Origin of the sequence: Rhodococcus sp. Eu-32, from assembly GCF_003336925.1 — a bacterium.
Lineage (GTDB): Bacteria > Actinomycetota > Actinomycetes > Mycobacteriales > Mycobacteriaceae > Rhodococcoides > Rhodococcoides kyotonensis_B.
Genome location: NZ_QGNK01000001.1, coordinates 294,241 through 313,527 on the forward strand (window position 1 = coordinate 294,241; position 19,287 = coordinate 313,527).

A 19,287-nucleotide genomic window follows, 5' to 3' on the forward strand; every position below is an offset into this window, starting at 1 on the left:
AGGGGCCTTCTCGTGACTTACGGAACAGTCTCGCCGGAAAGTGACTGACACCTCTGCACTCTCGGATTTAGCGTCGTTCTCAGCACCGTGGCTCGAACCGCGTTGCGAGACCATCAGACGTTTTCCGTTTCGCGGAGAGGATCCTTCCATGCAGGTCGACGACCTACTCAAGCCGTTCCCCATCAAGGAGTTCCACCCGTTCCCACGCGCCATGATGGGCCCCGGCGCGCACGAGATGATCGGTCCGGAGGCACTCAAGCTCGGATTCAAGAAGACCCTCGTGATGACGTCCGGCCTGCGCGGAACCGACATCGTGCACAACATCGTCGAGTCGATGCGCTACCACGGCCTCGAGGTCGTCGTGTACGACAAGGTGGAGTCCAACCCCAAGGACTACAACGTCATGGACGCCGTGGCGATGTACACCGAGAACAAGTGCGACAGTTTCGTGTCCATCGGTGGCGGCTCCGCGCACGACGCGTGCAAGGGCGCTCGTATCTCCGTCGCACACGACGGACGTAGCGTCAACGAGTTCGAGGGCTTCAACAAGAGCGAGAACCCGAAGAACCCGCCGCACATCGCCGTATCCACCACGGCAGGAACAGGTTCCGAGACGTCGTGGGCGTACGTCATCACCGATACGACGACCGACCCCGACAACCCGCACAAGTACGTCGCCTTCGACGACGCGTCCGTGACGACGCTCGCGATCGACGATCCGGTCCTGTACTACAGCTGCCCGACCGACTACACCGCACAGTGTGGCTTCGACGTTCTCGCGCACGCGAGCGAGCCGTACGTCTCGCGCCTGAACTTCGAGCCGTCGAAAGGCAATGCGCTGCATGCCATTCGGATGACGGTGGCCAATCTCCGCGCGGCGACGTGGAACGGTGAGGACCTGCCGGGCCGCGAGGGCATGATGTACGCGCAGTACATCGCAGCCCAGGCGTTCAACTCCGGCGGCCTCGGCATCATCCACTCGATCAGCCACGCCGTCAGCGCGTTCTACGACACGCACCACGGACTGAACAACGCCATTGCGCTGCCGCGAGTGTGGGCGTTCAACATGACGGCCGACTACCGCAAGTTCGCCGACATCGCCGTCGCCATGGGCATCGACACCCACGGCATGTCCGACCAGCGTGCATCGCACGCCGCGCTCGAAGCAGCGATCCAGTTGCTGCGCGACGTCGGCATTCCGGAGAAGTTCGCCGACGTCGACCAGAACAGCTACAGCAAGAACCGTCTCGGCCAGGGCCCGACGAAGTACTACGAGAACTCGCCGAAGATCGTCGGTGACGACAAGGACATCGACCGAATCACCCACCACGTCCTCGGTGACGCCTGCACCCCGGGCAACCTGAAGGAATGCACGTTCGAGACGGTCCGCCCCGTCGTCGAGCACTCCGTGCACGGAGATCTGGACGACCTGATCGGCTGATCTCTCCCTCGATCCTCGCTCCCGCCCGCGGAACCCCTTGCTGCGGGCGGGAGCGGGTCGGACACTCTTCTCGGAAGGAACGCACCGTGTCAGTCCCGACGCCCATCGATGCTTCGGCAGGGCCAGATTTCGACTCCGTCGCCGACGTCGTCAGCCGATTCGGCGACGCAGGCTACATCGCCGACGAACGCCTTGCGACGACGGTGTTCCTCCAGACCAGGCTCGACAAGCCTGTGCTGTTGGAAGGGCCGGCCGGCGTCGGAAAGACCGAGCTGGCAAAGACTCTCGCCGCGGTGACCGGGCGTCGACTGCTGCGGTTGCAGTGCTACGAGGGCCAGGACGAGACCAAAGCGCTCTACGAGTGGGACTACGGCAAGCAGCTGCTGTACACCCAGGTGCTGAAGGAGAAGATCGGCCAGCTCGTCGCCGACACCGAGACTCTGGGTGAGGCAGTCGATCGCATTGCCGCGCAGGACAGTGTGTTCTTCTCCGAGCGCTTCCTGGCGCCTCGCCCGCTGCTCGAGGCCATTCGTTCCGAGGAACCCGTCGTCCTGCTGATCGACGAGGTCGATCGTGCCGACGAGGCGCTCGAAGCGGTTCTGCTGGAATTGCTTGCGGAGAACCAGATCTCGGTTCCCGAGCTCGGCACGTTCACCGCGACGGTCGCCCCGTACGTGATTCTGACGTCGAACAACACCCGCGATCTCTCGGCGGCTCTGAAACGTCGTTGCCTGCACAGCTTCCTCGACTACCCGTCGGCCCAGCGTGAACTCGAGATCGTGGTGTCGAAGGACACCGGTTTGTCGGGTGCCCTCGCCGGCCAGTTGGTCGACGTCGTGCGTGGATTGCGTGACCTGGAACTGCGCAAGTCGCCCAGCATCTCCGAAACCGTGGACTGGGCCAGGACTCTCGCGGTCCTCGGTGCGAGCGAGCTGACCGCCAAGCTGCTGAACGACACGGTGTCGGTCGTCGTCAAGTACGACAAGGACGTGCGCAAGGCGACCGCTGCGATTCCGCGTCTCGTCGATCCGAACGCCGTCATCGATCTCGATCACGGCCATGGTCACGGTCACGGTCATGGGCACGGTCATGGGCATGGTCACGAGGAGCCCTTGTCCGTTGTGGGGGACGATGATTCGGGTCCAGACGGTCGTGCGATCCGCGCGTCGAAGGACGAGCCCGGCCGCCACGGAAACTACTACGGAGGCTCGACGGCATCGACGCCGTCGCCGGCCAAGGACGTGCCGAGGACGCAGGGCAGCCGCTCGTTCGCGAACGGGTTCGGCAGCAAGAAGAACCGGAAGGCCTGAGTCACCGTGGAGCAGAGTCTGCACCGCTTCGTGCGGTTGCTCCGGCTGCGCGGCATGAGGATCTCGGTGCCCGAGATGCTCGACGCGATGGAAGCAGCTGCGCAGCCGGGATTGCTCGCCGATCGTCGGCTTCTGCGCGAGGCGCTGCGCGTCGCGCTGGTCAAGGATCGCGACTCGGACCCGGTGTTCGAGGAGGTCTTCGACCTGTTCTTCGCGCTGGTGAAGGTGCAGAAGGACGACGGTCAACGCGGACACGGACACGGTCACGACGACCTGTCCGACGACGGACTGCTCGAATCCTTCACTCTCAGCGAGGAGCCCGGCAACCTCCCCGAGCAGGGGCACGAACACGGGGCGCCGTCGGACATCCGCGAGTTCTTCGATCCGGACGACCTCGCGACGCAGTACAACCTGCATCAGGAGGCGAACAAGATCGACCTCGCCGCGATGACCGACGAGATCGTGTTCAGCAAGGATTCGACCGACAATCTCGGTCAGGGCGAACGCATCCAGATCGAGACGGATCACCTGAAGGGTGCAGGCGTACCCGGCAAGATCTCGACGTCGACCGGCACCAAGGTCGACGCGGATCTGTCGGTCGCGGAGGAGGATGCCCTGTTCGGCTGGCTCGACGACCTACCCGACGACGTGCAAGGTGACGTGCTCGACGAAGCGACGGCGCTGCGTGAACGTCTCGCAGGTGTGTTGGCCAACCTGCCTGCTGCGCTCAAACATCATCTGGAATCGCTTCTGGCATTGGAGAACACCGTCGTCGAGGGCCGTGAGGACCGCGTCGCGAAGGTCGATCACGTCGGCGAGCACGAGCGGGCCGAACTGGAAGAATCGCTGCGGAGGCTGACCCAATCGCTGCACGGTGCGCTGACACATCGCCGAAAAGCAGGCGCGCGCGGACGCGTCGACTCGGGCCGGACGATGCGTCGAAACATGCGGTACGACGGTGTCCCGTTCCGGCCCGTGACCGTGCAGCGCAGCGAGGACAAACCACGGCTGCTACTGCTGACGGACGTCAGCCTGTCGGTCCGCGCCACCGCCCGGTTCACCCTCCATCTCGTACATGGCCTGCAGGACTTGGTCAGTCAGGTGCGAACCTTCGCATTCGTCTCCGAACTGGTGGAGATCACCGATCTGTTCGCCGACCACAGCGTCGAACATGCGTTGGGGTTGGTGTTCGGCGGTGACGTGCTCGACGTCGACGGCAACTCCGATCACGGAAATGCGTTCGGGCAATTTCTCGACGAGCACGGCAACGCGGTGAGTCGTCGTACGACCGTGGTGGTTCTGGCGGACGGACGATCGAACGGTCTCGATCCCAATGTCGAGGCGTTCGCCGAGATCACGCGTCGCGCAAGAGAAACGATCTGGCTGACACCCGAACCGCGGTACTCGTGGGGGCTCGGCTCGTGTGACTTGCCGCTCTATGCCGAACATTGCCAGCGTGTGCGCGTCGTACGGGACCTGACGGGACTGACGAGCACCGCCGACGCGCTCGCGACGGAACAGGTGGGACGATGACGACTCTGGACAGGCCCGCGGCCACCTCGGACCGGCGTAGTCGGTTCACGCGCGACGAGATTCCGCGCCTGGTCGGGATGTTCGTGTTCATCGCCGGTCTGCACGTCGTGGGATGGGGATTGTTCGCGCACTACAACGCGATCCCACGCATTCACGAATTGACCGGCGCCGACGGCACTCTCGTCTACGCAGGTGCCGGAGTACTCGCCTACACACTCGGGATGCGTCACGCATTCGATGCCGACCACATAGCGGCGATCGACGACACGACGCGATTCCTGTTGCAGAAAGGCAAGCGGCCGTTGGCCGTCGGGCTGTTCTTCTCTCTCGGACATTCGACGGTCGTGTTCGTGTTCGTCGCAGCGATCGCCGTGGTGGCCGCGAAAGCCACTGCGTTCCAAGATGCGTTCGCGGGCGTCGGAGGCATCATAGGCACGCTCGTGTCGGGCGGATTCCTGCTCCTTATCGCGGTGCTCAACCTCGCCGTCCTCGCCGGGATCGTGCGGGTGTGGCGACGGGCGAGGGCAGGGGAGTACTCGGAGGAACACCTCGACGAGTTGCTCGCGAAACGTGGGCTGCTGAACCGCATCTTCCGCGGACGCTACGACCGGTTCATCAAGGACTCCTGGCAGATGTACCCGCTCGGCCTGCTGTTCGGGCTCGGATTCGACACGGCCACCCAGGTCGGGCTTCTCGCCGTCGCCGGGACGACGGCGATGGCAGGAGGGTTGCCGCCGCTCGCGATCATCGCGTTGCCCATCATCTTCGCCGCAGGCATGACGACGATGGACACCATCGACGGGATCTTCATGTCCAAGGCGTACGGCTGGGCGTTCGTCACCCCGATACGAAAGATCTACTACAACATCACGATGACGTCGCTGTCGATCTTCGTCGCCGTCGTCATCGGGTCGGTGCAGCTGCTGTCTCTGCTCGGCGACGAACTCGGGCTGACCGGGCAGCCGTGGGATTTCCTCGCGTCGATCGATCTGAATCTCGCCGGGCAGTTCGTCGTCGGCACGTTCTTCGCCGTGTGGATCGGTGCATTGGTCTACTACAAGGTCGCGAGAATCGAGTAGTGCGGGACCCTGAATCGGGTAGTAAAGGTTCATGGACGTCACTCTCGACATAGCTCAGGGCCGGTTGCGCGGGCAGCGTGACGGAGCGGTCACCTCGTTCCTCGGAATTCCGTACGCGGAAGCTCCGTTCGGACCGTTGCGCTTCGCGGCGCCGACGGCCACTCCGACGTGGGACGGCGTACGCGACGCGACGACGCTCGGCGCCACCGCACCCAAGATCGGCTACCGGCCGCCGACCAGCGAGATCCTCGTCGAGCCGGTCGTGCCCGGCGACGAGTGCCTCAACCTGAACGTCTGGACGCCGGGCACCGAGGAGTCCGGCCTGCCCGTGTTCGTCTGGATTCACGGCGGCGCGTTCGTCAACGGCAGCAACGCCGTGCCGATCTACGACGGTTCGGCGTTCGCCCGCGACGGCGTCGTCGCGGTGGCGATCAACTACCGACTCGGCGCCGACGGATTCGCGCGCATCGAGGGCGCGCCCGCGAACCGGGGCCTGCTGGACCAGGTTGCGGCTTTGGAATGGGTACGCGACAACATTTCGGCGTTCGGAGGTGATCCGGGGAGGGTGACGGTCGCCGGAGAATCGGCCGGGGCCATGAGCGTCGGGACGCTGGTGTCGATGCCGCGTGCGGAAGGGCTGTTCCAGCGCGCAATCCTGCAGAGCGGTGCCGGACACCACGTGATCTCGGAGCCGACGGCGTCCAAGGTGGCGGAAGCACTGGCTCAGGCCGTCGGAGTGCAGCCGACGGCCGAGGGACTGGCGTCCGTCCCGGTCGAGCAGTTCGTCGACGCCCAGCGCGAACTCGGCGATCGAATCTCGGCCGAGGCGCCGACGGGTGCGTGGGGCGAACTCGCGTTCAACGTCATGCCGTTCGAGCCGTATATCGACGGTGACGTGGTGCCGGAGTTGCCGTATGCGCGCATCGCCGGGGGTGCGGGCGTGGACGTCGAAATTCTGATCGGGACCACCAGTGAGGAGTTCGCGTTCTTCCTCGTGCCCGCAGGTGTGACCGGCTACGTGAACGAGGACCGGATTCGGCTGCTGCTCGGCGCGTACGGCGTCGACGTCGACACCGCGGTCGACGCCTACCGCGCGCAGCTACCCGACGCCTCTCCCGGCGAGCTGCTGATCGCAGTGATGACGGACTGGTTCTTTCGGATCCCGGCGCTCCGCGTCGTCGAATCGCGGGGCGGGCGGGCGTTCGTCTACGAATTCGCTTGGCGCTCAACGCTGTTCGACGGAAATCTCGGCGCCTGTCACGCGCTCGAGATCCCGTTCGTGTTCGACGTGCTGGGCAAGCCCGAGACCGCGCGCATCACCGGCGCGAACCCTCCGCAGAAGCTCGCGGACGAGATGCACCGGGCCTGGGTCGACTTCGTGCGCGACGGTGACCCCGGATGGGTCCGCTACGGCGACGACCGCTCGGTCATGATGTTCGGCGAACAGTCGTCGGTCGTCGACGACCCGCGTCCTTCGACGCGCGAGGTCTGGGCGGGGGTGCGCTGACGCGTCCGTGCGTGGGAATGTATAGCCCGCTACACATTCCCGCGCACGTGCGCCGGAGGCGCCTCCACAGTCGTGCCGGTGGGCGCTGTGCTGGTGCTTCTCGACCCGGTCATACCGATTCCCATCACCCTGACGGCCGTGGTGATGGTGGCTGTGCTGGTGGCGCGAAAGCCTGTCGACGCCTGAACGTGGATCGGCGACCGCGAGAGCTGGGCGCCCGCGTGAGAAACTGGCCGCATGAGTATCGGAACCTTGATTCTGCTCCGCCACGGCGAGAGTGAATGGAACGCATCCAACCAGTTCACCGGGTGGGTCGATGTCCGCCTGACGGAGAAGGGCGAGGCCGAGGGCAAGCGCGCAGGCGAACTGCTCGCAGAATCCGGCGTGCTTCCCGACGTGCTGTACACGTCACTGCTGCGCCGGGCGATCAGCACGGCGAACATCGCGCTCGACGCGGCCGATCGCCACTGGATCCCCGTCGTCCGCGATTGGCGACTCAACGAACGGCACTACGGCGCTCTGCAGGGTCTGAACAAGGCCGAGACCAAGGACAAGTACGGCGACGAGCAGTTCATGCTGTGGCGTCGTAGCTACGACACCCCTCCGCCGCCGATCGAGGCAGGCAGCGAATACAGCCAGGATGCCGACGCCCGGTACTCCGATCTGGACAGCGTCCCACTGACGGAATGCCTGAAGGACGTCGTCGACCGGCTCATTCCGTACTTCGAGGAGACCATCGTCGCCGAGCTGCGCGCGGGCAAGAACGTCCTCGTCGCCGCTCACGGCAACTCGCTTCGCGCACTCGTGAAGTACCTCGACGAGATTTCCGACGCCGATATCGCCGCGCTGAACATTCCGACGGGCATCCCGCTGCAGTACGACTTCGAGGGCGGCGACGGCAAGCTCGTGCCGTCGAACCCGGGTGGCACCTACCTCGACCCCGAGGCCGCAGCCGCCGGCGCTGCCGCCGTCGCGAACCAGGGTGCCAAGTAGCAGGATCCGCTCCGGGAGTCCGTTTCTCCGGAACAATAGGTGAACGAACGAAGAACATCGTCGACGAGGGCTGTGACGACCAGGGAAATGCCTGCACCCTGCGTATGTGAGCTGTCCATCGAACGTACGATTCCGGTGTGAGTGTTGCATCGGCCGTCCTGCTGGCATTGTCTGCAGCGTTCGGTGGATACCTCGTCGGCGGTGTTCTCATCCCGTACATCAACACGCGACATTCGGAGCGGCGACGAGCGTCGTCGGGCTTGACGATGTCCCAGGTTCTGGACCTGATCGTGTTGGCGTCGGAGAGCGGGATCGCGGTCGTCGACAAGTTCCACGACGTAGTCCTGTTCAATCCGCGGGCCGAGGAGTTGGGCCTCGTGCGTAATCGCCTCATCGACGATCGGGCGTGGGAGGCGGCGCAAAAAGTTCTCGAAGACGGGCAGTCCGTCGAGATCGATCTGACCGCCAAGAACCCACGCACCGGACGCGACAGGATCGCAGTCAAAGCCGTCGCACGTCTCCTCAGCAAGGAGGACAGTCGCTTCGTCGTCCTGTTCGCCGACGACGATTCCGAGCAGGTCCGGATGGAGGCGACGCGTCGGGACTTCGTCGCGAACGTCAGCCACGAACTGAAGACGCCCGTCGGTGCGATGAGTCTGCTCGCCGAGGCGCTTCTCGAATCCGCCGACGACCCGGACTCGGTACGCCACTTCGGTGGAAAGGTCGTCGCGGAATCGAAGCGGCTCGGCAACATGGTGACCGAGTTGATCGCGCTGTCTCGGCTGCAAGGGGCGGAGAAGCTGCCGGATCTCGAGGTCGTCGACGTCGACAGCGTCGTGGCCGCCGCGCTCGACCGGTCCAAGCTCGCCGCCGAGAACGCCGGCATCACCGTCACGACCGACCACCCCAGCGGCCTCGAGGTGCTGGGCGATCAGGCGCTGCTGGTGACGGCCCTCGCCAATCTCATCCAGAACGCCATCGCCTACTCGCCCGACGGCTCGCCGGTGTCGGTCAGCCGCGCGCTACGCGGCCAGTCCGTCGCCTTCGCCGTCACCGACCGCGGCATCGGCATCGCCAAGGAAGACCAGGAACGGGTCTTCGAACGATTCTTCCGCGTCGACAAAGCGCGTTCGCGGGCAACCGGCGGGACGGGCCTCGGCCTGGCCATCGCCAAACACGTCGCAGCCAACCACAACGGGAGCATCTCGCTGTGGAGCAAGCTCGGCACCGGATCGACTTTCACCCTTCAGATCCCCGCCTATTTCGAGGAAGACGACCCCGGGTCGACGGAAAGAGAGAAACAGTGACCAACGTGCTGATCGTCGAGGACGAGGAATCGTTGGCCGATCCTTTGGCCTTTCTGCTCCGTAAGGAGGGTTTCGAGGCGACGGTCGCCGGTGACGGACCCTCGGCTCTCGCGGAATTCGATCGTGCGGGCGCCGACATCGTTCTGCTCGACCTCATGCTTCCCGGTATGAGCGGTACCGACGTGTGCAAGCAGCTGCGTGCACGGTCGGGTGTTCCGGTGATCATGGTGACGGCGCGGGACAGCGAGATCGACAAGGTCGTCGGTCTCGAACTCGGCGCCGACGACTACGTCACCAAGCCGTACTCGGCTCGCGAGCTGATCGCGCGGATTCGTGCCGTACTGCGACGCGGCAGTGACGCCGACATCGACGGCGCGGCCGACACCGGCGTGCTCGAAGCAGGCCCGGTGCGCATGGACGTCGAGCGGCATGTGGTGATGGTCGACAACGAGCAGATCACGTTGCCGCTGAAGGAATTCGACCTGCTGGAGTACCTGTTGCGTAACTCCGGCCGCGTGCTGACGCGTGGCCAGTTGATCGATCGGGTGTGGGGCGCGGACTACGTCGGCGACACCAAGACCCTCGACGTGCACGTCAAGCGTCTGAGGTCGAAGATCGAATCCGATCCCGCCAAGCCAGAGCATCTCGTCACGGTCCGCGGTCTGGGCTACAAGCTCGAGGGGTAGGGCTTCGCCCACGTGCGTGGGAATGTATAGCCCGCTATGTATTTTCACGCACGTGGGCCGAAGGCCCCTATTTCGTCCGCTGCGCCTCACGCGTCGCCGGATGGACGGCGATGAGCCCGAGTCCGCGACGACGCCTGCACAGCGACGCCAACTCGTCGTACGCCGCCTTGCCGAGCAGTTCGGTCAGCTCGGGCTTGTACGACTCGAACACCTGCTTGCTGCCGACGTGCGCGTCGGGGGAGCCGGAGCAGTACCACGCCAGGTCGTGTCCACCCTCGCCCCAGCCGCGACGGTCGTACTCGCCGATCGTCGTCTTCAGGATCTCGGTGCCGTCGGGACGCGTTTCCCAGTCCTGGGTGCGACGGATGGGGAGCTGCCAGCAGACGTCGGGCTTCACCGTCAGCGGCTCGATGCCCTTCCTCAACGCCATCGAGTGCAGCGCGCAGCCGATTCCACCGGCGAATCCCGGCCGGTTCTGGAAGATGCACGCGCCCTTGTAGCGCCGGGTGCGCAGCGATTCCTCGTCGTTCAGGTCGTCGTACTCGACGTAGCCCTTCTTGCCCAGGCCCTTCTCCATGAACTGCCAGTCCTCGGCGGTGAGCAACTTCACCGACTCGTCGAGCTTCTTCTTGTCGTCGTCGTCGGACAGGAACGCGCCATGCGAACAGCATCCGTCGTCGGGGCGGCCCGCGACGGTTCCCTGGCAGGCGGGCGTGCCGAACACGCAAGTCCAGTTCGACAGCAACCACGTCAGGTCCGCCGCGATGATGTGTTCGGAGTTGTCCGGGTCGGGGAATTCCACCCACTCGCGGGGGAAATCCAGATCGACTTCTGCAGCAAAGGTCGGCTGCTTGCTACCTGCTGTCACAAGTGACGACGCTAGACCCAGTACCGTGGTTGTGTGCGATTAGGGGTGCTCGACGTCGGAAGCAACACCGTGCATCTACTGGTGGTGGATGCACATCGTGGTGGTCACCCCACTCCGATGAGTTCGTCGAAGGCGACGCTCCGGCTCTCGGAGAACACCGACGCCGACGGCAACATCACCGCGGCCGGTGCAGAACGCCTGGTGAACGAGGTAGGCGACTTCGCAGCGATCGCCGAGAAGTCCGGGTGCGAGGAGTTGATGGCGTTCGCCACCTCCGCGGTCCGCGACGCGCACAACTGCGACGTCGTCCTTGCCCGCGTGAAGAACGAGACGGGCGTCGATCTGCAGACGCTGTCCGGCGTCGACGAGGCTCGTCTCACGTTCCTCGCGGTTCGACGCTGGTTCGGGTGGAGCGCAGGACGCATTCTGAACATCGACATCGGTGGCGGCTCGCTCGAACTGACGTCAGGGAGCGACGAGGATCCGGACGTCGCGTTCTCGCTGCCGCTCGGTGCAGGCCGTCTGACGCGGGATTGGCTCGACGCCGACCCGCCCGGCAAGCGGCGCGTCGCCGTCCTGCGTGACTGGCTCGACGCGGAACTCGCGACACCGGCCAAGGAGCTGCTCGGCGCAGGAGAGCCCGACCGAGTGGTCGCGACGTCGAAGACCTTCCGTTCGCTCGCGCGGTTGACGGGTGCGGCACCGTCGGCGGCAGGCCCGCGGGTGCCGCGGACGTTGACGGCGAACGGTCTCAGGCAACTCATAGCGTTCATATCGCGGATGACCGCGGCGGACCGTGCAGAATTGGAAGGAGTCAGCGCCGACCGCTCACCGCAATTGGTGGCCGGGGCGCTCGTAGCAGAGGCGAGCATGCGGGCTTTGTCGATCGATACGATCGAGATCTGTCCGTGGGCGCTCAGGGAAGGTTTGATTTTGCGGAAGCTGGACACCGAAACGGACGGCGATCTGGTGGTGAGCACGACGTGACCGAGAACAACACGAACCCGGAGGACACCGGGCAGATTTCCGTCGCCGAACTCCTCGCGCGTAACGGGCAGAAGGGCAACTTCAGCACGGGCGGCCGACGTCGGCGCGGTGTGAAGGGCGGCATCTCGGTCGCGGAACTCACCGGCGAGATCCCCGTCGTCCGCGACGAACCGACCGCGGGTGAGGCCCCCGTCATCACTCCGGAGCCCGAGGCGGCCCCGAAGCCGACACCGGCAGCCTCCAAGGCCGCTGAGTCCAAGCCTGCTGAGTCCAAGCCTTCCGAACCGAAGCGCGCGCAACCCGAGCCGGAACTGCTGTCCGGTTCGACCACCGCCGCAGGCGACCTGATGAACAAGGCGCACGACGAGAACGAGCGACGGCCGTACGGGTCCGTCCCGTCTCAGCGACCGGTTCCGATCACGTCGCGCTCGCGGTCAACTGGGTTCGTCCAGCGCAACCGGTCCGATCGAGCCGAGCGTGACGCCGAGCCCAAGACCGACGTCACGGCCAGGACCGACGGGACGTCGGAAACCCAGGCCCGGCCGAAACCGGCCGTCGCGCAGAAGCCCGTCGTCGCGCCGAGGCCCGCTGTCGCGCCGAAGCCCGAGGTCGCTTCGACGCCCGAGGCGAAGGCCGACACCACGTCGACGACGGCGAAGCCGGTCACTCGCGCGATGCCTGCGGTCGAGCGTCCCGCGGACGGCGTCGACAAGGACGCCGTCGACAAGGACGAGAAGAACCCCTCGCGCACCTCCAATTCCGACGACGCGGTCACCGAGATCACCGATGCGGTCACGGACGATTCCGGCGACTCCGACGCCCCCACGACCCCGGCCAAGAAGGACGCCGCCAAGCAGTGGCTCGTTCTCGCGGGTCAGGGCGTCGTCGCGATCGTCGTCGGCGCGCTGCTGTTCAAGGGCTTCGAGAAGCTGTGGGACATGCTTCCGTGGGTCGCACTGATCCTGGCCGTGCTGGTGATCGTCGGACTGGTCGCCGTCGTGCGCATTTTGCGACGAACGGACGACATGATCAGCATGGTCATCGCGATCGCGGTCGGGGTGTTCGTGACGCTCGGGCCGCTCGCGTTCCAACTGAGTACCGGCTGACAAGGCGTCATGAGCGCGCCTGAGGTTGCCGTCGGACTGTCCACCGCTTCGGTGTATCCGCAGGACACCGAGGCTGCGTTCCGGTTCGCCGCCGAACTCGGCTACGACGGCATCGAGCTGATGGTGTGGGCCGAGTCGATCAGCCAGGACGTCGAAGGCGTCGCCGCGTTGTCGCGTAAGTACGGGGTGCCGGTGCAGGCGATTCATGCGCCCTGCCTGCTGATCTCGCAGCGCGTGTGGGGTTCGGATCCGGTGGCGAAGCTCGAGCGATCGGTGCAGGCGGCAGAGAAGCTGGGCGCTGCCACCGTCGTCGTGCACCCGCCGTTCCGATGGCAGAAGCGCTACGCCGACGGCTTCTCCGACCAAGTCGCGGATCTCGAGATGGGTTCCGACGTCATCGTGGCGGTCGAGAACATGTTCCCGATGCGTGCCGACCGCTTCTTCGGCCGCAAGGAAGGATCGGCGGCTCGGCTGCGCAAACGTGGCGGGCCCGGCGCGGCGTTGTCGGCGTTCGCCCCGTCGTACGATCCGACCGATTCCGGTCACGCCCACTACACGCTCGATCTGTCGCACACCGCGACCGCGGGCGCCGACGCGGTCGACCTCATGAACCGCATGGGCGACGGCCTCGCGCATCTGCATCTGGCCGACGGGCGTGGTGCGTCGATCGACGAACATCTGATCCCGGGGCACGGTGAGCAGCCGTGCGTCGAGGTGTGTGCCGAGCTGATGCGACGCGGCTTCCGCGGTCAGGCCGTCGTCGAGATCAACACTCAGAACGCGAGGACGCTGCAGGAACGGTCGTCGATGCTCGGCCAGGCTCTGGCGTTCGCGCGCCGTCACCTGCGCTGATCGATCGGGAGACCATGCGATAGGGTCGGTTGGATAGTTCAAGTATCCAACTGGTGGGAAGGGTTCTCGTGCGCGTGTCGGAGCTGGTGGCCACCTCGGGTGTCCCGCTGGCCACGGTGAAGTACTACCTTCGCGAAGGCCTGCTGATGCCGGGGAAGTCGACGAGTGCCACGCAGTCGACGTACGGCGACGAGCACGTGGAGCGGCTCGCGTTGATCAAGGCGCTGGCCGGCGCCGGACTCTCGATCGATCGAATCGGGACAGTGCTGCGCCTGATCGAGCACCCGAAGGCGTCTCTGTTCGAGACGTTGGGACGCGCAATCGCCGAACTGCCGCCTTACGACGTCGACGTCCCCGACTACCCGCGAGCGAAGGCGGCGTTGGAGAAGCTGGGACAGGTCTACGACCCCAGATTCGTCGCGGTCGCCCAGCTCGAACGGGCGCTCCGGGCGGCCGAGGAAGTCGGCATTCCGATGACCGACGAGCGTCTCGAGGTGTACGGACGCCATATCCGCGGTATCGCCGACTACGACCTCTCGCTCATGCCGGACTCCGTGGAAGCCGCCGTCGAATACGCGGTGATCGGAACGGCCGTCTACGAACCCGTCATCACGGCACTGCGGCGCCTCGCCCACCACGACATCGCCTCGGCACTCGAAAGGCCAGAACAATGACCAGCCCGTTCCGAACCGCAACGACGGTCACGACGATCGACCTCGGCGACACCGAGGGCACGTTCGCCGCGGTGATCGACTCCACCTGGACGATCGGTCCGAAAGTGCACGGCGGTACGTTGCTCGCCACCTGCGCCGCCGCAGCCAAGGCACAACTGGCGGGCGACGACCTACAGCCGCTCGCGGTCAGCGCCAGCTATCTGAACGCGCCCGATCCGGGTGGGGTCGACCTGGCGACGATCGTCCGCAAGCGCGGCAAGCAGGTCAGCCACGTCGACGTCGAGCTGAGCCAGGGCGGACGCGTCGCCGTCCGGGCCGTCGTCACGCTGGGACGTCCGGACACCGACGCGCCGCGCCACGAGGTGGCGTCGTCGCTCGCGTCGATGCCCGCGGAGCCGCCTGCCGAGACCCAGGCGATCGGTGGTGACCATCCGATGGCGTCGATCGTGCACCTCGCGCAGGGCTGCGAGATGCGGATCGATCCGTCGTCCGCTCATTTCTTGACCGGCCAGCAGGGCGAGCCGGAGGTCCGGATGTGGGTACGTCCGCGTCCCGACGACGAGGCAGACGTCGACACCGCGGTGCTGTTCGCGCTCATGACGGGCGACATCTGCGCACCGGTCACGATGAACCGCGGCATGTTCGGGTGGGCGCCGACGGTTCAGCTGACGGCCTATCTGCGGCGAGCTCCCGCGCCCGGGTGGCTGCGAGTGGCCGCGAGCAGCACGGTCATCGGTGGGACATGGTTCGAGGAAGATCACCTCGTCCTGGACTCGACGGGCGCCGTCGTCGTACAGAGCAGGCAGCTGGCGATGGTCCCGCGATAGGGCGCCTTCGGCGCCGAAACCCGGTCGTTCCTGCAGGCTCCACTCCCGCCGAAATCGGGTCGTTCCTGCAGGCTCCACTCCCGCCGCAATCGGGTCGTTCCTGCAGGCTCCACTCCCGCCGTGCGCGGATAGTCGGAACAGAGACCAACTACCCACACACGGGTGGCGCAGCCACATCGTGGCAGGCTTACGACCATGACGAGAATTGCAGTAATCGGAGGTGGCCGGATCGGCGAGGCGCTGATCGCGGGTCTCCTCGAGTCGGGTCACGCGGTCCGTGACCTGGTGGTGGCCGAGAAGTTCGAGGCGCGGGCCGCAGAGCTGGCGTCGACGTACGGAATTCTGACGACGACCATCTCCGAGGCGTCGGAGAACGCCGACGTGATCGTGCTTGCCGTCAAGCCGGGCGACGCCGAGGCCGTCGTCACCGAGATCGCGAAGACCGACCTGGACGGCGAACGTGAGCAGCTGATCGTGTCTCTGATCGCCGGTGTTCCGACCGTCAAGTTCGAGCCGAAGCTCCCTGCCGGTTTCCCTGTCATCCGTGTCATGCCGAACACGCCGATGCTCGTCGGCGAGGGCGTCAGCGTCCTGGCACCTGGCCGCTACGCGAAGGCCGAGCATCTGGAACTCGTCCGCGGCATTCTGTCGTCCGTCGGCAAGGTCGTCACCGTCAAGGAGAACCAGCTCGACGCCGTCACCGCGGTGTCCGGCTCGGGACCGGCCTATTTCTTCCTGGTCGCCGAAGCCATGATCGACGCCGGTGTCGGTCTCGGGCTGACGCGCGACGTCGCGTCGGCGCTGGTGGTTCAGACGATGGTCGGATCGGCGGCAATGCTCGATCGTTCGGACGAAACGCCGACAGAACTTCGATATGCCGTCACTTCGCCCGGTGGCACGACGGCTGCTGCAGTCCGAAAATTGGAGCAAGGTGGCCTCCGAGCTGCGTTTTTCGATGCTCTGGGCGCCGCGAACGACCGGGCCACTGAGATGGGCATCACACCCGAATAGAAATTCTCTTACCGACACCCGTCGCAGTAACCTCACGAGTCACGTTAAGCTCACGGGTAGCACGTGCGTGTCTGTTCGGCAGGAGGGGAAGCCTGCCGCGCGAGACGTGCCGGAGGTATGTGGATTGATGGCGCCTGCAAACAAGCCGTCCAAGGTTTCGTCCTCGGATGGTCAGCCAGCCGTAGCTGGAACGCAATTCCTCACGGTCGCCGAGGTGGCGACGCTGATGAGGGTGTCCAAGATGACTGTGTACCGGCTGGTGCACAGCGGAGAACTGCCTGCAGTTCGAGTAGGTCGGTCGTTCCGTGTTCACGCGAAGGCGGTACACGACTACCTCGAGACGTCGTACTTCGACGCGGGCTGACGGAGAACAGCGGCTTACGGGCGGAAGTCGGGCCGGTTTCGTGGATCGATGGATCCACCGGTAAGATCGACATCCGTCGTGCCAGTCGCTGCCGTTGCAACGGGCCGCGAACAACGAGGCCCGAGCGCCAGCTCGGTGAATCGACGGCTTCGCCGGCAACTTGTCGTGTCAGACAGGGTGCCGGGGGAGTTCGAGGCGCCAGGTAGGCGTACGCAACTTCGCGTGCGCGAAACGCAAGAGAAGAACGTGAGGGATACCCGCCATGGGTTCAGTGATCAAGAAGCGTCGCAAGCGCATGTCGAAGAAGAAGCACCGCAAGTTGCTTCGTCGTACCCGAGTGCAGCGCAGGAAACTCGGTAAGTAAAGCTTCGCCGAAGAGCCCGTCACCGTCCGGTGACGGGCTCTTTTGTTTTCGCAGAAGCTCTGCGGTCAGGTTGTCCGCACATACATTCTTCCTGCACAGGGTGCCTTTTCGTGAGCGCTCGCATCTTCTCGGTATTCCAGTAGGCTGCTGAGAGTGGAGCCTGCGGGAGGACCCGCGTAGAGCAGACTGCGGCCAGGGACGGGGGTGTCGGTGAACTCGATCGACCGCGGCGTGGCAGCGCCGAAAGTGGCTCTCGTCACGGGGGCGAGCCGGTTCCTGGGTGGATATCTCGTCACGCGTCTCGCGCAGAATCCGTCGATCGAACGAGTCATCGCCGTCGACGCCCGTTCACCGAGCAAGGATCTGCTGCGACGCATGGGCCGGGCGGAATTCGTTCGTGCGGACATCCGTAACCCGCTCATCGGAAAGGTCATCCGCAACGCGTCCGTCGACACCGTCGTGCACGCGGCGACCATCACCAAGCCGCCCAAGTCCGGCGGCCGCGCCACGATGAAGGATCTCAACGTCATCGGCGCGATGCAGTTGTTCGCGGTATGTCAGAAGTCGCCGACGGTGCAGAAGGTCGTGCTTCGGTCGTCGTCGTCCGTGTACGGATGCAGCGCCAAGGACCCGGCCAAGTTCACCGAGGAAATGAGTGCCAGGCGCCCACCGAAGGGTGCGTTCGCCCGCGACACGATCGACATCGAGGGCTATCTCCGCGGTCTGGGTCGTCGTCGCCCCGACATCGCCGTGTCGATCCTGCGGATGGCGCCGCTGATCGGGCCGAGGCTCAACGGAACCATCTCGCGATACATGACGTCACCCGTCATTCCGAGCATCATCGGGCGCGACGCGCGCATGCAGCTGCTGCACGAGGAAGACGCGCTCGCGGCGCTCGAGCGGGCCACTGTCAGCGGTCCCGCAGGCACCTTCAACGTCGGTGCGGACGGCACGATCATGCTGTCGCAGGCAATCCGTCGCGCAGGACGCATCGAAGTGCCCGTGCCGTTCGCGTTGTTCAAGAGCGTGGGTCGCGCATTGATGGGCGGGATGATGCGCGAGTTCACGACCGAGCAACTCGACTATTTCCACTTCGGCTGCGGGCTCGACACGACGCGTATGCGGTCGGACCTCGGTTTCGAGCCGCGGTGGACCACGGTTCAGGCGTTCGACGACTTCGTCCGGGGCGCCGCACTGCGGCCCGTACTGGGAGTCGACTGGGTCGACACGGTGGAGAAGCGGTTGCTCGCGGCGGTCGAGACGGGAGCAGGCGTATCACGGAGAGCTTTGGCCACAACGGATTCAGGACGGGAAGGGTGACGGACGTGGCCAAGGTAATTCCACTGCACGGCGGTGGGTCGGGGCGTTCCGTGCGTCCCGCCGGCCATGCCGATCAGGGCCGCAGCAGGCATCCGTCGTCGTACACCGAGCCGTCGCCGCCCACCCCGCTGATCACGCCGACGCCGGCACTGCCGATGCCCACCGAGGCGCCGGAGCCGTCGCCGGTCGACGCCGTCAAGGACAAACTGGTCGAGCAGATCGCGGGCACCGCCGAGTTCGTCCGCCGACGGCTGGCCGGTGAGTACTCGGTCGACGAGTTCGGATACGACCCGCACTTCGCCGACGCGGTCTGGCTTCCCTTGCTGCGGCCGCTGTTCGACAAGTGGTTCCGCGTCGAGATCAAGGGCATCGAGAACATCCCCGACGACGGCGGTGCGCTCGTCGTCGCCAACCATGCCGGTGTCATTCCCATCGACGCGCTCATGGCGTCCGTCGCCGTCCGAGACCATCACCCGCAGCGTCGCCCGTTGCGAATGTTGGCCGCGGACATGGCATTCGAGATGCCGGGCGTCGGGACCATCGCGCGCAAAGCGGGCCACACGCTCGCGTGCAATCCCGATGCGGAACGCCTGCTGCGGATGGGTGAGGTCGCCGCCGTGTTCCCGGAAGGCTTCAAGGGAATCGGCAAGCCGTTCAGCGAGCGATACAAGCTGCAACGCTTCGGGCGCGGTGGATTCGTCTCGGCCGCACTACGTGCAGGTGCTCCGATCGTGCCGTGCTCGATCGTCGGCTCCGAGGAGATCTATCCCAAGATCGGCGACATCGCCCCGCTTGCGCGGTTGATGGGTATGCCGTATTTCCCGGTCACGCCGTTCTTCCCGCACCTCGGCCCGCTCGGGCTGATTCCGCTGCCGTCGAAGTGGTACATCGAGTTCGGCAAGCCGATCCCGACCGACGCGTACGACGCCCAGGCGTCGGAAGATCCGATGGTGTTGTTCGAGCTCACCGACCACGTGCGCGAGACCATCCAGCACACCCTGTACCGGCTGCTCGCCAAGCGCAGGAACGTCTTCCTCGGCTGACCCGTAAGACCCGTA

At 65.5% G+C, this 19,287-nt stretch carries 19 protein-coding genes; 18 read left to right on the forward strand and 1 reads right to left on the reverse strand.

Features of this window, described 5'->3' with window-relative positions:
- The first annotated feature begins 148 nt into the window (after positions 1 to 148).
- The 8 genes from mdo to DK926_RS01505 all read left to right on the forward strand — a co-directional run bounded on the left by mdo (position 149) and on the right by DK926_RS01505 (position 9,856).
- The gene (mdo, locus tag DK926_RS01465) at positions 149 to 1,441 is read left to right on the forward strand and encodes an NDMA-dependent methanol dehydrogenase (protein WP_068427390.1); all 1,293 of its coding nucleotides are present in this window, start codon (positions 149 to 151) and stop codon (positions 1,439 to 1,441) included.
- An 86-nt stretch (positions 1,442 to 1,527) separates the two neighbouring features.
- Complete coding sequence (locus DK926_RS01470) at positions 1,528 to 2,751, forward strand: MoxR family ATPase (RefSeq protein WP_243636584.1); 1,224 nt, start codon at positions 1,528 to 1,530, stop codon at positions 2,749 to 2,751.
- A gap of 6 nt (positions 2,752 to 2,757) precedes the next feature.
- Positions 2,758 to 4,284: a VWA domain-containing protein gene (locus DK926_RS01475; protein ID WP_068427395.1), complete on the forward strand. Its 1,527-nt coding sequence runs from the start codon at positions 2,758 to 2,760 to the stop codon at positions 4,282 to 4,284.
- The gene (locus DK926_RS01480) at positions 4,281 to 5,363 is read left to right on the forward strand and encodes a HoxN/HupN/NixA family nickel/cobalt transporter (RefSeq protein WP_114328130.1); all 1,083 of its coding nucleotides are present in this window, start codon (positions 4,281 to 4,283) and stop codon (positions 5,361 to 5,363) included. The genes DK926_RS01475 and DK926_RS01480 overlap by 4 nt, the downstream gene beginning before the upstream one ends.
- Before the next feature lie 31 nt (positions 5,364 to 5,394).
- Positions 5,395 to 6,870, forward strand: coding sequence for a carboxylesterase family protein (locus DK926_RS01485; RefSeq protein ID WP_114328132.1), 1,476 nt, complete (start codon positions 5,395 to 5,397; stop codon positions 6,868 to 6,870).
- A gap of 237 nt (positions 6,871 to 7,107) precedes the next feature.
- Positions 7,108 to 7,863 carry a phosphoglyceromutase gene (locus DK926_RS01495; RefSeq protein ID WP_068427400.1) on the forward strand — a complete coding sequence of 252 codons (756 nt, stop codon included), beginning with the start codon at positions 7,108 to 7,110 and terminating at the stop codon, positions 7,861 to 7,863.
- Between the two features lie 137 nt (positions 7,864 to 8,000).
- Positions 8,001 to 9,170 carry an ATP-binding protein gene (locus DK926_RS01500; protein WP_068427401.1) on the forward strand — a complete coding sequence of 390 codons (1,170 nt, stop codon included), beginning with the start codon at positions 8,001 to 8,003 and terminating at the stop codon, positions 9,168 to 9,170.
- A complete protein-coding gene (locus DK926_RS01505; RefSeq protein ID WP_068427402.1) occupies positions 9,167 to 9,856 on the forward strand; it encodes a response regulator transcription factor in 690 nt (229 codons plus the stop codon). Before DK926_RS01500 ends, DK926_RS01505 begins: the two co-directional genes overlap by 4 nt.
- Before the next feature lie 67 nt (positions 9,857 to 9,923).
- Here DK926_RS01505 and DK926_RS01510 read toward each other — a convergent pair whose 3' ends face one another.
- Positions 9,924 to 10,724, reverse strand: a complete 801-nt coding sequence (locus tag DK926_RS01510; protein WP_114328134.1) for a hypothetical protein — start codon at positions 10,722 to 10,724, stop codon at positions 9,924 to 9,926.
- Between the two features lie 33 nt (positions 10,725 to 10,757).
- Here DK926_RS01510 and DK926_RS01515 point away from each other — a divergent pair, with 33 nt between their 5' ends.
- From DK926_RS01515 to DK926_RS01560, 10 genes are all read left to right on the forward strand, one after another.
- Positions 10,758 to 11,711 (forward strand): Ppx/GppA phosphatase family protein, encoded by a 954-nt coding sequence (locus DK926_RS01515; protein WP_114328136.1) that lies wholly within the window; start codon positions 10,758 to 10,760, stop codon positions 11,709 to 11,711.
- Positions 11,708 to 12,817, forward strand: coding sequence for a hypothetical protein (locus DK926_RS01520; protein WP_114328138.1), 1,110 nt, complete (start codon positions 11,708 to 11,710; stop codon positions 12,815 to 12,817). The genes DK926_RS01515 and DK926_RS01520 overlap by 4 nt, the downstream gene beginning before the upstream one ends.
- Positions 12,818 to 12,826: 9 nt before the next feature.
- Positions 12,827 to 13,669 (forward strand): sugar phosphate isomerase/epimerase, encoded by an 843-nt coding sequence (locus DK926_RS01525; RefSeq protein ID WP_114328140.1) that lies wholly within the window; start codon positions 12,827 to 12,829, stop codon positions 13,667 to 13,669.
- A gap of 68 nt (positions 13,670 to 13,737) precedes the next feature.
- The gene (locus tag DK926_RS01530; protein WP_114328637.1) at positions 13,738 to 14,343 is read left to right on the forward strand and encodes a MerR family transcriptional regulator; all 606 of its coding nucleotides are present in this window, start codon (positions 13,738 to 13,740) and stop codon (positions 14,341 to 14,343) included.
- On the forward strand, positions 14,340 to 15,170 hold the full coding sequence (locus DK926_RS01535) for a thioesterase family protein (RefSeq protein WP_114328142.1): 831 nt from the start codon (positions 14,340 to 14,342) through the stop codon (positions 15,168 to 15,170). The genes DK926_RS01530 and DK926_RS01535 overlap by 4 nt, the downstream gene beginning before the upstream one ends.
- 195 nt (positions 15,171 to 15,365) lie before the next feature.
- On the forward strand, positions 15,366 to 16,181 hold the full coding sequence (gene proC, locus DK926_RS01540; protein WP_068427415.1) for a pyrroline-5-carboxylate reductase: 816 nt from the start codon (positions 15,366 to 15,368) through the stop codon (positions 16,179 to 16,181).
- 127 nt (positions 16,182 to 16,308) lie between these two features.
- Positions 16,309 to 16,545 carry a helix-turn-helix domain-containing protein gene (locus tag DK926_RS01545; RefSeq protein WP_068427418.1) on the forward strand — a complete coding sequence of 79 codons (237 nt, stop codon included), beginning with the start codon at positions 16,309 to 16,311 and terminating at the stop codon, positions 16,543 to 16,545.
- A 262-nt stretch (positions 16,546 to 16,807) separates the two neighbouring features.
- A complete protein-coding gene (locus DK926_RS01550) occupies positions 16,808 to 16,909 on the forward strand; it encodes an AURKAIP1/COX24 domain-containing protein (RefSeq protein ID WP_003402602.1) in 102 nt (33 codons plus the stop codon).
- A gap of 210 nt (positions 16,910 to 17,119) precedes the next feature.
- Positions 17,120 to 18,229 carry an NAD-dependent epimerase/dehydratase family protein gene (locus tag DK926_RS01555; protein WP_165839479.1) on the forward strand — a complete coding sequence of 370 codons (1,110 nt, stop codon included), beginning with the start codon at positions 17,120 to 17,122 and terminating at the stop codon, positions 18,227 to 18,229.
- A complete protein-coding gene (locus DK926_RS01560; protein ID WP_114328144.1) occupies positions 18,226 to 19,272 on the forward strand; it encodes a lysophospholipid acyltransferase family protein in 1,047 nt (348 codons plus the stop codon). The genes DK926_RS01555 and DK926_RS01560 overlap by 4 nt, the downstream gene beginning before the upstream one ends.
- Positions 19,273 to 19,287: the final 15 nt, after the last annotated feature.